General features: G+C 37.3%; 16 protein-coding genes. 14 read left to right on the forward strand and 2 right to left on the reverse strand.

Annotation, left to right across the window (positions count from 1 at the left end; translation table 11 throughout):
- Positions 1-115: 115 nt before the first annotated feature.
- Complete coding sequence (locus tag KTR06_RS17740; RefSeq protein WP_217290649.1) at positions 116-1,288, reverse strand: immunoglobulin-like domain-containing protein; 1,173 nt, start codon at positions 1,286-1,288, stop codon at positions 116-118.
- A gap of 279 nt (positions 1,289-1,567) precedes the next feature.
- Between KTR06_RS17740 and KTR06_RS17745 the strand changes: the two genes are divergently transcribed.
- On the forward strand, positions 1,568-1,912 hold the full coding sequence (locus KTR06_RS17745; protein WP_049701263.1) for a hypothetical protein: 345 nt from the start codon (positions 1,568-1,570) through the stop codon (positions 1,910-1,912).
- 373 nt (positions 1,913-2,285) lie between these two features.
- Here the strand turns inward: KTR06_RS17745 and KTR06_RS17750 are convergent, their stop codons facing one another.
- Positions 2,286-4,394: a BT4734/BF3469 family protein gene (locus KTR06_RS17750; RefSeq protein WP_008023125.1), complete on the reverse strand. Its 2,109-nt coding sequence runs from the start codon at positions 4,392-4,394 to the stop codon at positions 2,286-2,288.
- Positions 4,395-5,633: 1,239 nt separating this feature from the next.
- On the opposite strand from KTR06_RS17750, the gene KTR06_RS17755 reads away from it, so the two are divergent.
- From KTR06_RS17755 to KTR06_RS17815, 13 genes are all read left to right on the forward strand, one after another.
- Positions 5,634-5,810, forward strand: coding sequence for a hypothetical protein (locus tag KTR06_RS17755; protein ID WP_153882610.1), 177 nt, complete (start codon positions 5,634-5,636; stop codon positions 5,808-5,810).
- 49 nt (positions 5,811-5,859) lie between these two features.
- Positions 5,860-6,207, forward strand: coding sequence for a hypothetical protein (locus tag KTR06_RS17760; RefSeq protein ID WP_133304333.1), 348 nt, complete (start codon positions 5,860-5,862; stop codon positions 6,205-6,207).
- A 209-nt stretch (positions 6,208-6,416) separates the two neighbouring features.
- Complete coding sequence (locus KTR06_RS17765) at positions 6,417-6,779, forward strand: DUF805 domain-containing protein (protein WP_049701262.1); 363 nt, start codon at positions 6,417-6,419, stop codon at positions 6,777-6,779.
- Positions 6,780-6,810: 31 nt separating this feature from the next.
- The gene (locus KTR06_RS17770; protein ID WP_008023117.1) at positions 6,811-7,200 is read left to right on the forward strand and encodes a DUF805 domain-containing protein; all 390 of its coding nucleotides are present in this window, start codon (positions 6,811-6,813) and stop codon (positions 7,198-7,200) included.
- 23 nt (positions 7,201-7,223) lie between these two features.
- Positions 7,224-9,074: a dynamin family protein gene (locus KTR06_RS17775; RefSeq protein ID WP_117683420.1), complete on the forward strand. Its 1,851-nt coding sequence runs from the start codon at positions 7,224-7,226 to the stop codon at positions 9,072-9,074.
- 6 nt (positions 9,075-9,080) lie between these two features.
- Positions 9,081-10,646, forward strand: a complete 1,566-nt coding sequence (locus tag KTR06_RS17780) for a dynamin family protein (RefSeq protein ID WP_120069868.1) — start codon at positions 9,081-9,083, stop codon at positions 10,644-10,646.
- 53 nt (positions 10,647-10,699) lie between these two features.
- A complete protein-coding gene (locus KTR06_RS17785; RefSeq protein ID WP_217290650.1) occupies positions 10,700-11,287 on the forward strand; it encodes a zinc ribbon domain-containing protein in 588 nt (195 codons plus the stop codon).
- Positions 11,288-11,294: 7 nt separating this feature from the next.
- On the forward strand, positions 11,295-11,450 hold the full coding sequence (locus KTR06_RS24780) for a zinc ribbon domain-containing protein (RefSeq protein ID WP_212134242.1): 156 nt from the start codon (positions 11,295-11,297) through the stop codon (positions 11,448-11,450).
- Positions 11,451-11,503: 53 nt separating this feature from the next.
- Positions 11,504-12,919 carry an Hsp70 family protein gene (locus tag KTR06_RS17795; protein ID WP_217290651.1) on the forward strand — a complete coding sequence of 472 codons (1,416 nt, stop codon included), beginning with the start codon at positions 11,504-11,506 and terminating at the stop codon, positions 12,917-12,919.
- Positions 12,920-13,041: 122 nt separating this feature from the next.
- Positions 13,042-14,148, forward strand: coding sequence for a serine/threonine-protein kinase (locus KTR06_RS17800; protein WP_217290652.1), 1,107 nt, complete (start codon positions 13,042-13,044; stop codon positions 14,146-14,148).
- Positions 14,149-14,152: 4 nt separating this feature from the next.
- Positions 14,153-14,434, forward strand: coding sequence for a zinc ribbon domain-containing protein (locus KTR06_RS17805; protein WP_049701256.1), 282 nt, complete (start codon positions 14,153-14,155; stop codon positions 14,432-14,434).
- A 33-nt stretch (positions 14,435-14,467) separates the two neighbouring features.
- A complete protein-coding gene (locus KTR06_RS17810; protein ID WP_141408528.1) occupies positions 14,468-15,721 on the forward strand; it encodes a protein phosphatase 2C domain-containing protein in 1,254 nt (417 codons plus the stop codon).
- Positions 15,722-15,745: 24 nt separating this feature from the next.
- Positions 15,746-16,462: a hypothetical protein gene (locus tag KTR06_RS17815; protein WP_217290653.1), complete on the forward strand. Its 717-nt coding sequence runs from the start codon at positions 15,746-15,748 to the stop codon at positions 16,460-16,462.
- The last annotated feature ends 4 nt before the right edge of the window (positions 16,463-16,466 follow it).

The following is a 16,466-nucleotide window of genomic DNA, read 5'->3' on the forward strand; positions in this document are numbered from 1 at the left end:
TCCTCTTTAGACTGGCTAAGATTTATGCATACCCCCAATGATTATCGGGTGAGCCATGATTAGCTGTTATCCGAATGTTACTGATCCGGAGTGTGCTTGTTGTTGGAAATTCACATTAAGGTAGTAATTCAAATTCTCCATAAGCCACTTTGGTGCCTCTGTTGAATGATTTGTAGATACGGTATTTCCCTGGATGGTTGGGGGATTCTGATGTATAGAGTTTAATTGTTTGTTGGTGACTCGGGTGCTCCGGTGGGAAAATCCACAGTATATCATTAACGACAGGATCGGTCGGCAATGTTTCCCATTGCCGTTTACTTTTGTTATAGTAAGCAAGGCTGTATTTTTCTCCGCACTCATATTCATAGTGAGAGTGGTTGGTGATGGTTATTTTTACTTCTGTAGTTGATAGCGGATAATGATCGTGTTCTGTTTCTATAGAAAGCGAAGCGGGACTTATGTCCTCTCCAGCCGGAATGTCACGGGGAATAGGTCGCAATGTGACGGAGTTCGTTTGCGATGATTGGTTGGTTTTCTTAGGTAACACTGTATAAAGCCCTTGTTCGTCTTTTATTATCTTATATTTTCCCGATTTCAGCCACGTATTCCAATCCTTAAAAAGGTCGGTGATAAATAGGTATAAATCTTCGGAAATATATATTTCTGTACCTGACTTTAAGTCGCATGCCAACTGACCATTTACGACAGACAGATGTTTCTGGGCTCTTTGTAAGGCTTTCAAATAGACAACCTGATTAAATGCGTAATCTTTATTGAAACCTCGTCCCGTGAATAAATCTATTGCAGCATACGACATCGTCCCTCTTGTCTTCAGGAAAGTAGTGTCGGTTATAGACGTCTTGTATCTATTAGCTTCTTCCCACATCTTTCTTTTTTCCTGTTCTCTGAATTTCTGCACGATCTCGCTCACTTTATCTTGTTCGCTTGTTTCTCTGTGAGATTTTAGGCTGTCATTATCTTGTAATTCGTCATAAAGAGGTAAAGCAAAAAAAGTGTTATTGTCCTTTTCAAACTGTTCTATGATACATGGGATAATTTTCTTACCCATAGCTTTTAGCTCTTTGAATTGGGGTAAAATGGTGTAAGCACGGGTACTTGAACTTAATTGTGCTTTGGGATTGTTGTGTATTTCTTTTTCCCAGGCATTAAATAAACTGTCAAATTTGGCTATATCCTCTGTTGTCAAAATATCACTTTTTTCTGTATTCTGTTTAATACATCCTGTAGTGATAAAGATAAATGGCAGAATAAAGAAAAGTGTTCTCATCGTTTTAATTATTAATCGGTTTTGTAATAGGTTTGCATAAGGGTATGTCAAGCTTTTGATCTGTTTCCTGCAAATATAGAAATAATATTTCTAAACCGATAAACTGGATATTGCTGTTTTTTTACCGGATAAGAAAACGTTTATTCGTTTTTCGATGTGATACTAGCTGCCCTTTGATAAATAATGTGAAAAAACAGTTTTTGGCCTCATTATCGAATTAACTTTCACCCATTTGTGAGGTCTAACATACATAACTTATTTAATATGAGAATTAAAATGATGAGAAAGCAAATTTTAAGTTTGGCAGTTGCGTTATTGATTGGCTCAACTGTATGTATGGCTCAAAATCGTCAGAATGGAAAGGCTGATAGAGAGAAACGTATGGAACAGATTGTTACCGATCTGGGCTTGAATGAAAAGCAGGCCAAAGATTTCAAAGCTGCAATGGAAGAAATGAGACCTGCGAAAAATAAATCGAATGAAAGACCTACGCGGGAAGAAATGCAAAAGAAAAGGCAGGAAATAGATGCTAAAATAAAAAGCATTCTGACCGATGAACAATATAAGAAATACCAGGATATGCGTAAGAAGGATAACGCGAAGAAAAAGAAAAAAGCAAAATAAGTACTATTCGTTTAATCTAAACCTGTCAAACGGAGAATCGTAAAAGATAATCTGTTATGACGCTATACTTAATTTTCGGTTCTTTCATTAATAATTTATTTAATCTACATGATCATTTTCGTTCTACTAAAGTTGAATGCAGGCTCCATTTAAATGAGTCTATTTTTTCAATTTGAGTAGAACGAAAATTTGTTAGGCGATGTTTCGTCTTATATCTATACTCCCTCCACTAAAGCTTTTCTTTATGCTTTTATCTTTCAATCTTTCACCTTCTGCTGAAACTCCCTGTCTATGGTAGTGGTACGTTGGTGATAGATGTAAAATGATCTGTCACTGATCTGTCATCTTTCACTGGATATTTTTTATTGCAAACTTATCCTCTTCCCGGCTTGATTCGTATTACTTTGTAGAAATTACCGCGTTTCGTATGCAAAGAAGGTATTTTGTTCTTTTGTAATATTCTTCCGAACTGGACAATACTGCAGATAGATACATGAATCTTGCTGTCATGTTGTAGTTGTTGCAGTATTTCAATGGCAAGGAGTTGCTCGCATTCTTCTCCTTCTTTTGCCCCTCGGAAATATTCGTGAAACAACTGTTCGGCAACCGGCATGACTTGAAATTCCTGATTATTCTCCGTCATGACATTTTCATCTTCCGTGTTGAACCAATATCGCTCTCCTCTATATAAGTCGTGCATGGCTTGTGCATAAAGCTGCTCATAATCAATGGGGGAGCAGTCGATGGGACCGGTCACGTTAATGACGATGTAGCGTCGGCTGCCGGAAGTATCAGTCAGTAGGTCCTTGTGATTGCTTGTCCCAATGAAAGATGCGTATCGGCGCATCTCTTGAGTAGCGGTGCCATGCGGACGCCGGACGTTGACAACCGGTTTTTGAAGAATATGTTTCAGAAATGCCTGCTGGCTCACTCGGTTCTGGTCAAATTCATCCATATTGATGAGTGCGAATCTATTTAGAGAAAGTTCGGCATCCCGCTTATTGCTGAAATCAATGCGGTCGGTATAATAAGCCTGTAATTCAGGTGGAAGCAGACTTCGGCAAAAGGTGGATTTTCGGTATGCCTGCGGACCGACCAGTAACGGTACAGTACAATTGGCGTACTTCCGGTCTGTCTGACGCCAGTGGGCTACCATATTCAGAAACCAGCGGTAAAACAAGTCAGGCCAGTGGGTATTGTTGCAAGGAACCCGGGTTGCCAGTTCCCGAATCCGGTCACGTCCGTCCCAATGGATGTCCAGCCTGAAAAGGAAATCTTCAATAGGATTGAAAATAGGGATACGGTCGGAGTCCAGATACCGGACGACGTCTCTGTCCCATAGGTTAAGCCCTTCCAGGCGTGCGTTCATTGCGATGCTGTTCCGTATACGGTTACTGATGGGGCGGAAACAGAAACAAAACGTGTTTCGTTCGCGGTATTCCGTAACTGTCGTCATCGTATTGTAGCGAAATTCATATCGGCGTTGCATGAATTCTTCCGTCCGAAATTCCAGTTCCTGTTCTGCTGATAAGGGAGATTTCTTTCCGAAACCTTTTTCGCACGTATATACATTCTGTATGGTTTGCCGGATCAGGAATTCTTTATTCTTTGTATAGAAATGGGCGGTGGACCAACGGATCGTCTCTTCTTCCGGTATTCCTGCCTGAAAACAGTTCTTCGCTACCTGAACCAGCAAAGGCTTCAGGTCTTCATCGGAATGAATATGGATCCTTGGCTGTAATTCGCTTAGTGATTGATATGCCTTGTTTAAAGCAGCTTCGAAGAGAGCGGATAATGTGTCGAAACTGTCATATCCCGGAATCAACCGTTTGAATGGAGATGCTTCTGCTTGCACAGCTTCTTTGTAAGTTGTTTCCGAAGGCATTTCCAATGGCTGCCGCATATAAATCACGGTAGATTCAGGGTTGTAATAAAGTTCCGGGTCATAAGTCTGTCGGCAGAACTGTTCCAGAGCAGGATTCTTCAGTTCGATAGCATAGGAAAGGGCGGGCTGGTATAGGCTGACCGCTTTCCTGTAGGCATTTGCCTGAAATATTTCCGCTTCTTCCCGTTTTTGAGGAAGTGACTTATCGGGACGTGTGAATCGTATCCATATTTTTACGGAATGTCCTCCGGAACCCATAAAGGCTGCGAATGTATGTGAAAGTTCGGCCGCTTCCTGCTTCACCCGGTTTACTTCCATCCGGTTGGCGAGATGATTCACTTCTATTTGTATAATGCCGTTATATCCGGTCATCTGTATACCGTTGACTGTTTTACGAAAAGTGGCAGCCGGGACAACTTTGGCCAATTTCTTGACGTCGTCCAGTTTGCTGTCCGGTGATGCGTAACGGATGCTCGTGCGTAGGTTGCTGACTGGCTGGGCTTTCGTTTCATGCTTCATCGTTTCTATTTGTATGTTTATGTCCAACGTTCGCATGGTTGTCGTTTCTCCGTTGTCCCGCATCAAAGTAAGTTTCATGATAGATGTGTTTTTGTTTATGTCTCTTTATTTAAAAGGCGAGTAAAGGTATGTTTTATTATTGGACTCTCCAAATATATAATCTACTCTTTATTGGACTCTTCTTATGTACTATCTCTTGCATTGGCTATTAATAGAAAACTTCCTTTCTTTCCTATGCAAAGTTTCTTTCGTCTAATAGAGAAGTTTCTTTTGGCTGTTTGCAATCTATAAATGAAAGCTTTGATTATATAAATGCAAGTTCTGTTTTTATAAACGCAAGTTTCATTTATAAAAACGGAACTTGCATTTATAGTTTGAATCAGGTGAGGAATAAGTTTTCTATTAATGAAAAGGAAGTTTATATTTAATGAAAAGGAACTTATCTATTAATAGTTCAGGAAAGAAATAGCTGTTTCTTTGATGTGATAGGTGGTGAAAGATGAAAGATTGGGTGATAGATTGAAAAAGAACTGTCAATGGTTTGAAAGTGCGATAAATAGGATGTTTTATGACTTAAGGTGAAAGATGAAAGATGTAAATAATATATTTGTAACGAATGCTATCTTTTTGTTGTTATAATTTGCAAAATAAAAAATGTCATGATAGACATGTTTTTCGAATCAATAGTACCGCTTTTGGGTTGTTTAGGCATGATTGGGACTTTTGTAATTTTTCCCTGCTATATTATTCGTTATATTTGAGACTTGTAAAGATGATGCAGTGAACTAGAATATGGAAAATATGTTTGTCCTGGTCTCTGAAATCGCCAATGAAAGGACTGCACAAGGACAACATTTTAGCAGCATGATATTTGTATCTGTTAAAAGCTAATACTGATTATCGTGCTGCTTTCTTATTTTATCAGATAAATGAAGAATTTATTTGCATAATTATTTTTTCGCATTATCTTTGCGAATGATGATAAGTCTAAAGAGACTTATCTGTGTTTAAATGAAATATTAGTTATCGAGCGTAAGCTAGTTCCGGTTCCCTGAAATCGCCAATTGAAAGAACTGCCAGAATGAAGTCAAACGGTCTGTAACTTCTATTATTATAACCTGAATATCTAAACATCTCTCTTTTATCTTGCGTGGATAAAAGTTGGGTGGTATGACTCTTCTTATAATATAACGAAGCGTAGACAAATTTGTTCATTTGTGCAGTGGGTGTTTGGCGATACCTGGGGACGGATGACGATTGGGTCTGCGCTTTTTGCGTTTATATTTCGCTGAATGGTATTTAAAAATTGAATTGTATATGAGTATGAATGAAAAAATTCCAGGATGGGGTATTGTTTTGATACTTGTTTTCTGTATTGGAGCAGGATGGGTGGTCTTTAATAAGTTTGCATCTTCAGGAGTTAATATAACTATAGCTGTTATCATTTCAATAATAGTTGCCATAGCTATTTATGAACAATTAAAATCGTCATAGTATATTTGAGAAAGATGGCAGTGTGTTTAGAATTTAAAATCTTAGAAGAATGAATACTATAAGAAGAACATTAAAATCTATGTTAGTAGTAATTGTGGTATTGGTGTCAATATCATGTACTCCTGACCATGGCCGTTTTGTGGCTACAATTCAACCTGTATGTTTGCGATATGATAAATATTTATTGGAATGGACATCTATCCAAACAATATTCTATTATGATATATACTGTAAAGACAATTCTTATATAGCTGTCTATCGATCACAAGGAAAAACAGATGATGAGAAAGAATTGGAAGTTAAAGCCAATGTTTTTTATAATCATAATCATCCAACATACGAATATAAATATTGTATTGATGATTACTACTTTAATTTTGACGATTTAGGAGAGTGATAAATGAGAAAGATGAACTGATAGAATTTTAGAGTTATCGTCTCTTATATTAAAAAGAAGAACTGATAATTACCTTATATATAGGTAATCTGTTTTTCTGTTGATAACTAATTTTTTAACTAGTGAAATGCTGTAGAGGGTTAATTATTACCTATTTGTGGGCTTTTAATAAGTTATTATATAAATGTTTAATTCTAATATTACGATTTATGGATAATAATGTAGATTACAATTGGTATTTTCATGTTTGGAAGAATTATGGAAATTTTGAGGGGCGTGCAAGCCGGAAAGAGTATTGGAATTTTGTTCTTTTCAATTTCTTAGTGACCTTGATATTGGCATTGGTTTCGGCGGGTATATTGTCTGTGATATATGTAATTCTTGTTATTGTGCCTAGTGTGGCTGTAGCGGTGAGAAGATTACACGATGTCGGAAAATCAGGATGGATGCTTCTCGCAGGCCTAGTTCCAATTATAGGTTCTCTGTATTTGTTATATTTGTTTTGCTTGGATAGCAATGATGCGGGTGATGAATATGACAGTTCGGCTCCTTATTTTCCCTATGATGATTGATTTATGTAGTTGGAGTAAATGTAAATGAATAATGAAATGTATTAAATGTGGAATAGAAAATCCAGGAGACGCGCATTTTTGTCGTTATTGCGGCCATAGTATTCAATCAAGTGTATCCAAGGAAAAAGATGTATTTGAATATTATGCATATGCTATGAAGAAATATGCGATATTTGAGGGACGGGCCAGTAGAAAAGAATATTGGTCTTTCTTTTTAGTTAATATTTTTCTTTCGATTATACCATTTGTCGGAACTATTTATTCTTTGGCTGTACTTATTCCATCCTTGGCTGTCGCAGTGAGACGGATGCATGATGTCGGAGTAAGCGGTTGGTACATATTGATACCAATCTATAATATTGTTCTGCTTTGTACGAAAGGGGATCATTTTTATAATGAATATGGAGGGCCGACAGTATAATAAATAGTTGAAATTTATGAATTATGGTTGAAGAAGATATAAGAAAAATAACTGGTGTAATTACCGCTGTTACTCCAATTTTGGAGCGACTAAATAGAAAAGATTCACTTGCCAAGATTCAAGAACGGATCAGGCAGATTCAGAATACAGAAGTAAAAGTTCTTATTTGCGGGGAGTTTAAACGGGGCAAATCTTCCTTTGTAAATGCGTTGATTGGGCGTAATATTTGTCCTGTAGACCAAGATATATGTACTTCGGTGGTCTCTATCATTCGATATGGAGATACAGAACGGGTAATACGATATTTTGGTGACTTGTCTCATGTTCAAAAGGCGGAAATTCCTTATGCTGACATTCAAAAGTATACTGTTGGACGTGCTGAACAAGTACAAAATACACTTTATTTGGAAATAGAACTTCCATTGGAATGCTTGAAAAATGGACTGGTTTTGATTGATACTCCGGGAGTTGGAGGATTGGACCCACGACATGCTTTCTTGACGACTTATTTTTTGCCACAAGCGGATATAACTCTTTTTATGACAGACGTCAATGAACCTTTGACAACTACAGAACTTGATTTTTACAATCAGAAGGTAACCCGTTATGCTAAGCATAGTGCGATTATTATCAATAAATGTGATTTGAAAACTCCGGAGCAGGTTGTTGAAGTACAACAAGATACTGTGCAAAAGATTCAGAATCATGCTTCCACTTCTAAAGAGCCGAATGTGATAGCGGTGTCTTCAAAGTTTAAACAGGCATTTAATCAAACTCATGTGGAGAAGATGTACGAGAAATCACATTTTAGTTTGATTGATTCGGAGCTTCAGCATCTGATGATTGCTTATAAAGAAGATATAATAAGGAATATTCGTGATGACTTTTCAGATTTACTAGAGCAAGTCATTGAGCCGATAAAGATTCAGCTGACCCAGATAAAAATGCCGGATCCGAAAGTTCTGACGGAGCTTAAGCAAAAGGAAACAATTATTCAAAAACAGTTATATGACTTGAATAACCCGTCATCTGAATTCCGGATTAAAATTCAACAGAAAATTACAGAAGTTCGTGAAGAAGTAATCAATCATTTGAATGAGCAAAGTATACTATTCTCTTCCAATGGATTAAATAAACTATTGCAGAGCGAGCAGGCGACTAAAGAGAACGGTGGTAAGTGGATTGGACAACAGTTGAACTTGGCGTTGGAATCACTTGGTGCCGAAATAGTGTTAGAACTTCGACATGCTTTCGATCGCATATCTCGAATAGAAGAATTTCAGGGAATGTTGAAATATCAAGTGAAAGATTTTTCTTACTCAATAATGGAAGTAAATGCAGAAAATGAGGTACCTATTCACAGACGTTTGATGTCTCTTGTTCCTGGTATGGGTGCTGGTTTTGCAACTAATTTGGTTGTGGGCTCCTTAGCTGGTGTTTTTGGATTCGGCCTTCCTCTTTTTATCCCTATTGCCGTGGGGCTGGGCATCGCTGCAAAGAGCCACTCTGATACGGTCCGTGCATCTAAAGTAGCGGAATTGCGAGAGCAATACCAACCTCAAATAACTGTGGCTATGCAACAGTTGCGTACTTTTGTTGAAAGTCGTTTTACTGAATTTCAGCAGGTTTGGATTAAGGTAGTGTCACAACGTGTGCAGGAAGTGCAAACAACCCTACAAACATTAATGGCTGATTTGAATAAACTTTCACAAAATCAAAAAACGATTTTATCTCGTAAAATGGAACTGGAACGGCTGATGAATCCTTTAGTCACTCAAAAACACATGATTGATCTAATCCTTTCTAATCCGTTTCAGGCACATGAAAATAAGGAAGAAAAACTGCGTCAGGATCCAAATGAGACTATTTGTTAGTGATTTATGGAAGAAGGTTATAATATAAATGCTATAGAAATAGAACTGAATGAGTTGTTTAAGACCATTCCGTCCGGGTCGTTACCTATTTTACATGAAACGCTGGAACGTTCCATAAAAAAACTGCATGAACCTATGCAATTGGCAATTATTGGTAAGATCAGTTCATCCAAGTCTACTCTTGTAAATGCGATTTTAGGAAAAGATGGAGTGATGGCAACGGGACAAATGGAGGTGACTTATAATGTTGGTTGGCTGAAATATGGAGCACCGGAATCTGATATTATTATTCATCATAAAGATGGTTCTCCGGATTCTTATAGAAAACCGGAGGAATTCCTCCGATGGACAATAGAAAGTGACGGGCGGAAGGAATTACTGAATAATGTAAGTTACATTGAAACGTTTGACGATGCTGAAATATTACGTGAGATAAATATCATAGATACTCCCGGGTTGGATGCTGTTCGTGGGCAGGATTCTCAAAATACACTCGACTTCTTAAAGCATGTCCGTCCTGATGCGGTGATTATGTTGTTTACTAATTCTGTGGCGGAAAATACTCTTAAGGTTGTTCAGGATTTCAATCGGGGAGGGAATTTCAATCCACTTAATGCAATCGGGATTCTTTCCAAAATAGACATTTTATGGATGGAAGATGCAGAGCATAGCTGGACGGCATTACAAATAGGGCAACGTATGGCAGCTAATACTTTGGCAAATAATCCCATGTTGCGTAAAACTCTGTTTAATATTTATCCTATTTCATCTTTACTGTTTATGCGGGCTTCTACCATGACAGAGGAAGAGTTTGGATTAGTACGAGAGTTAGCTGTCAAAGATAAAGATTTATTGCCCTGTCTGATGATGTCGGCAGCAGATTTTGTAGATCCGGATTATGAAGTTTCCATTAATATGATGCAGCGTAAAGAGTTATTGATGAAACTAGATTTGTATGCCATTGATTTGATAGTTCGCTATATACAAACCGAGCCTGATGCGAATCTTTTGGGGGCAAAGAAACTACTTTATACCGAAAGTGGTGCACATGAGTTCATGACAGTACTTCATAATCATTTTGGAGGGCGTGCTAAACTTATCAAGCTCGAGAGCATTTATCAAAATCTAGTACATGTCATACATGAAGAAAGAGCGTCTGATGGCGGACAAATAGAACGCCAGCTTTTGAATCGCATAGAACAACGTATAGCAGATATCTTTTCAGCGTTGGTTTATGAACATAATGAATACGAATTATTGAATAAGATATATTGTCGTAAAATAGAACTTGTTGATGACGTCGCTGAAGAATTCTTTCGTCTCTGTGGTGAACATGGTTCTTCTGCTCCTGAACGTTTAGGCTTTTCGGGCGAAAATATGTCTGCCCAAGATATGATAAAGTATGCTTACCAGCGTGAGGGTTTTTGGAGAAAAGAACTCAATGATGAATTTGATCCTGATGAAAAAGAATGGAAACGTGTGATCTTGTCTTCTTATGCACATTTGCGTAAGAAACTGCAGGAGATGGATTATCAGTATAATCAAGCACGTGCCTTCTTGTATAATAGCTAAAGAGTTTTAACTCGTTCTGATATAATAATGTGATAGATAGAAAAGTAATAATTATGAAGTGTAATAACTGTGGATGTGATAATCCGGATGATGCAAAATATTGTCGCGTATGTGGTAATGTTCTACAATTAGAAAGTTTTTTTGAAAGATTATCAGAGCTTGGTTTTATGCCCACTACTATGATAACGTTAAAAAGCTCGTTAGGGGCTACTCTTTTATTATATTTATTAGAGTTTCTTTTTGTTATCGGCTGTTTGATGGCTATTGGAGGAATTGTTAATTTTTTTGTTCGCCGAGATTCTGGCTTTGTTTTTGTTGCATTAGGCGGTTTTGTTTGCAGTTTTGTCATTGCTTATGTTTCTTTTAAATACAAACTCTTTGATAAATCATTTCCCAATCGATACGTCAAGAGTGAACTTCTTAAAGAAGCGGATTACATACAACTGGATTTTGTGAATGATGATGATTATACTTTTATAGTGAAGAATAAAAAGTTTGGTGTATATAGTGTTCGGCGGTATGAGATACAACTTCCGGCAATTTATGATTGGTTATCATGGAAAATTGAAGGACAGATTCTGAACGTACAGCAAAACGGACGTCAATATATTATGGATATTTATGGAAATGAGCTAAAATAGTATTGATATGGAATGTATACATTGTCACACAGATAATCCTGTAGATGCAAAGTACTGCCGTTATTGTGGGCAGATTTTGAAGCGAAATTATGAGTGGGTATGGATTATACTGATGATTTTTGCTGTCTTTATATCCATTTGGGCTATTATGATATCGATGTAGTGTAAGTGCTATTTTATGAACATAATAAATGACTGATTTTTGATAAAAAGTATATGGGTAATTGGGTTTGCATAGATTTTGGAACATGTAATTCTGCTGCTGCTATTGAAATAGATGGTAGGCCGAAATTGGTATCGCCTAACAATGTCCCTTTTTTCCCTACAGTTGCATGTGTACTGTCAAGGGATAAAATTGTGGTATGCCAAAATGCGGAGAGCTTTAAAACACATTATCCTGAAAGTTTCTTGCAGGAGTTTAAGCTGGATATAGCTAATTCGCCGGATTGTAACGGGGTGGATTACCAAAAGGTGGTAGCTGAAATACTTAGATACATCAAAGGATGCTCTGAAGTAGAAAATAACGGAGCACGTTTGGATAGAGTAATTCTTACGATTCCGGCTATATATACAGAGCAAGATTCGCGTAAAGATATCATGAGGTTGGCTGCCTTAGATGCTGGTTTTACGACGGTGGAGTTTTTGCGGGAACCGCAAGCCGCTGCTTGGCACTATGCTTACATCAATGATAGTCGTTCGGCAGGTTTATCATTAATTTATGATCTTGGAGGCGGCACTTTCGATCCTGCATTGATGGATATGGGAGAAGTGGACAACCCAACTTTTTTGGGATGTAATAGTGGAGTGAAATGTGGTGGACAATATTTCGATGCAGCTGTTTATAAAAAGGCTCAGAAAGAAGCAACGGACATGGATAAACCTCTGGTCCGGGAGAAACGATGGAATGACTATGAGGCTTGTAAGAAATTGAAAGAGAGCTTGTCAGCATCACCTAGCGGGACAATCATACTTTCAAATGATGAATTTTTCTCACTTAATAGGGAAGGGCTGAATGCTTTGATTGGAGAGAAACTGGATCTCACACTAAGTGCTTGTGATTCAATGTTGAAAACGGCTCATAAAGAATGGACGCATATAAATCAAGTTTTATTGGTAGGTGGATCCACATCAATTCCTTTAGTCAGTGAAAAGCTTCGACAACATCTTGCCTCCCATAATGCTTCCGAGGTGCGTATCATTCGTAGTATGACCGGAATTAATGGGGAATATAATCATAACTATGCTGTATGCTTGGGGGGAATTGCCTATATAGAAAGGTTGCTGGATAAACAAGAACAGCCTTCTATGGCGGAAGAACAGATTGGAATATTGATTTGTGGGAATGAGGTCTGTCAATTAAAAGAAGGCGTGAATACTTTCGGACGGAGTAGTGAGCAGGATTTTAGTTTTAGCGACCCGGCTATGAGTCGGGAACACTTTACTATTGATGTATCCAGAAACTCGTCAGGACATTATGAATATTTGGTAACTACAATGAGTCAAAAAAAGGCTACTATAATTAATGATAGGTTGGCTTTGAACTTGAATGTACCTTTTGCACCTAGAAATATAGCATTAGTGGATGGAGCCACCATCCAAGCAGGTGTAACAAGATTTCAGTTTAAAAAGTGAACAATATCTGTTTTCTTTTGAACTTTATTATTGTCGAAAAACGGTAAATGAATATTTTTTATTGGTAAGTGATAGAAATAATAATAAAAATAACTCTATAATAATATTAAAAACCAAAGATTATGCCAAAGGAAATAAATGGATATAGAATTGTAGAAAAGGCACAAGGTGGAATGGCCGTAGTATATAAAGGAATGAATAGTTCAGGTTTTTGTCGTGCTTTTAAAGTAGTCCGTCCAGATAAGGCGGTAAACAATCCGGCACTTTGTCAACGCTTCCTGAAGGGTATTCAAATACTTAAGAGTCTGGATCATCCGAATATAATCAAAGCATTGAATGCTTTCACTTATGTTGATGATGAGACTGGAGAAACGTATACCGTTCTTGAGATGGATTGGCTTGATGGAATGGATTTAGAGAAATTTGTTAAAGAAAAAACTCCTAATGGAATTCTTCCGGACTCAGTGAAAAAGATATGTTATCAAGTAATAGAAGGTTTGCAATATGCTCATGATAAACATATTTTGCATTTAGATATAAAACCTAATAATCTATTTCGTACCAGAGACGGATATATTAAAATAATAGATTTTGGTATAGCCAAAATTATAGGCGAGAATGCAGACATTGTAGAAGGTGCAGAGATGTACACTACCAAAACAGAAACAGGAGAGTCTACATTTAAAGGGACGCTCGCTTATGCTTCCCCTGAACAACAAGTAGGTGGCAAACTGACAGTAGCTTCTGACATCTATTCTTTTGGTAAAACGTTGCACTTTTTATTGACAGGTACAGATGATCCTTCTGTTGAAGTAACAGTGGAACCTTTTGCTACTATTATTGATAAATGCACAGAACAGAATCCCAACAAAAGGTTTGCTGGTTTTAATCAATTGAAATTGGCATTGGAAGGAATAGGTAATAAAAAGGAGAGGGTTTGTATTAATCCTGCTTGCCATCAAAAAATTGCAGAGAATGTTCGATACTGTCCATATTGCGGAAAGGAGCAAATAGCAATATCCGAAGTAACAAAGAAATGCCCTAAATGTGGAAGGGAAAGTCCGCTCGGGAATTCCTCCTGTTATTGTGGGTACATATTTACTTCTTCGGTATCTAAACGTTGGAAATGTAAAAGTTGTTACCGTTCTCTGCCTTCAGAGTTTAATGATAACAAGAACAATTATTGCTGTTATTGCGGATCAAAAGAGATAGCTTACGTAGAAGCGTAGTATTATGGTGAAAAGATGCAGTAAATGCAATACGGATAATCCCATTGATGCGAAATATTGCAGATGGTGTGGGATGTTGTTGATACAATCTGGCGGCCCCAAAGTGAAAGAATCTTCTCCATCTGGAACACAATCAGAAAGAACTGGTACAGTTGCAAAAGTAGTCTTTTCTATTGTTATAATTGCATTGGCAATATATCTGATATATGTGTTTAACATGGTTGGAAAGACGGGAGTGATAGTGGGAGCGGGTGGCGTTCTGCGTGAAATATGGAAAAGTTCTTAGATCATTATAGCATTAATATTAATAGAATGAATTATGGTACAAGTTATAAATAGTGCAAGTTTTTCTGAAAAAGGAAAATATCGCAAAGAAAATGAGGACTTCATTTACCCTTGTGATGATCAGGATCGGATTTTTGTGCTTTGTGATGGCATGGGAGGTCATGGGCATGGGGAAATCGCCAGTGAAATTGTTGGAACGAGCGTATTTCGTTATCTTAAAGAATTACAAATAGATGAATATACCTCCGATGTACTTCAAGAAGCACTTGATTTTGCTGTCGAACAATTGAACGACGCTGATACTTATCACGATGAACGTCGTATGGGTACAACTCTCGTTGTGGTGGCATTGAACCGTTATAATGTGTTAGTGGGGCACGTTGGGGATAGTCGATGCTATTTGTTAGATAATTGTTGCAATATCAAATTCCGTACTAGAGATCATTCTATGGTTGCGGAAGCGGTAGAAAATCAAATATTGACAGAAGAAGAAGCTTATAATAGTCCTAAGAAGAATATTCTCACACGTAGTGTTCAGGCCGGCAAAGATGAAAAAATCGAAATGACGATAGATACACTTGTGGATGTAACAGATGGTGATTACTTATTGTTATGTACTGATGGAGTGAATGATGCACTTCGTGATAATGAAATTGAAGCAGTTTTGTACGAAGGAATATTAGAAGAACGTACTTTGCGATTGAGAGAAATGTGTGATGAAAAATCGCATGATAACTATTCTGCTATATTCCTACAGCTCCGTCAAGATGAAAAAAGTCCATCAATAAAAGATACTATTTATTATTGTCCAATGTGTGGTGCTCCGTTAGTAAAAGATGGTAAAAATAGCTGTGCTACATCTGTGCAAACAGAGCATGTTGAACAACAAAAAGTAGCCATCCCTTCTTTGGACGAAAATAGTACCGCAAACAAAAAAACATGTGATTATTTTTTATTTGCATCTCATAATAATTCTGAAGAGTATATTAATATTGGGGGAATAAAAATTAAAAAAAAAACTTATGTATTGGGAAGTGTTTGGATTATAGTGGGCTTGTTTATATTTTGTCTGATCTTATTGATGACACTTTTATATTCTCGAAACGTAGAACCGGTCAATCAAAGAAAGACAATTCATTTGCTTCAAAAGCAGCTGAAAATAAAAGACCAACAGATAATCCATCAGAGCAATGAGTATAACCAAATAATTAAACAATTGCAAGATTCTCTTGCAGGAAGAAAAGATACAAATATGGATTCAGCTGAAGCTGTGGAAGAGGGTTCTTAAGAATGGTTAAAAAAAGATTTGGAGATGAAAATATGTAAAAAATGTAAGGTTACTAATCCTGATGAAGCAAAGTTTTGTAGAGGATGTGGCGTCAATCTGAATGCATCTGGCGATTTGGGTATTTGGAAGGTCGTTTTGTCTATTGTAGCAGTTATAATTCTTGGAATATGTGTCTATGCTATTTCAGAATCTTCAAGTTCGGATTATATAGATACAGCGCCTGTTAGACCATCAAGTTCTGCTACTGAAACTGCGGCGAATGATGGTTATGACAATGCTGATACGTATGATGACACTGATGTGGGTATTACGACGGATGATTCATCGGAAAGTGATGATACTTCATCGTCATCTTTCACTTCTGAATCCTCCCCATCTATTTATAGGATGGTAGAAGTGCAATGGACTGACGCTAGTTATATGACTTATCGGGCATTAATTGTTATTATGACCGATTTCTCGGGATTGGTAAAGGTTAAATATGTTCATCCACAACTTGGTTTATTATGGATAACAGAAGGAGCTACGCTTACCAACTATACAGATGGTTCTTCTATCATTAACTGTTATCATCCGCAAGGGGATTATGCATCAGGATACTCGGCAGACAACTTCAAGATATTTCCCAATGGAACATGGTATACACAAGATGATATGGGAGCTTGGTCAACGGCAATTGTAGCAGCTTCAGTTGGTGATAGTTATTGGGGGACTAAGTTAAATGAATATGGTATTAATTAAAAAA

It is taken from the genome of Bacteroides sp. MSK.20.12, assembly GCF_019052435.1.
GTDB classification, from domain to species: domain Bacteria; phylum Bacteroidota; class Bacteroidia; order Bacteroidales; family Bacteroidaceae; genus Bacteroides; species Bacteroides xylanisolvens.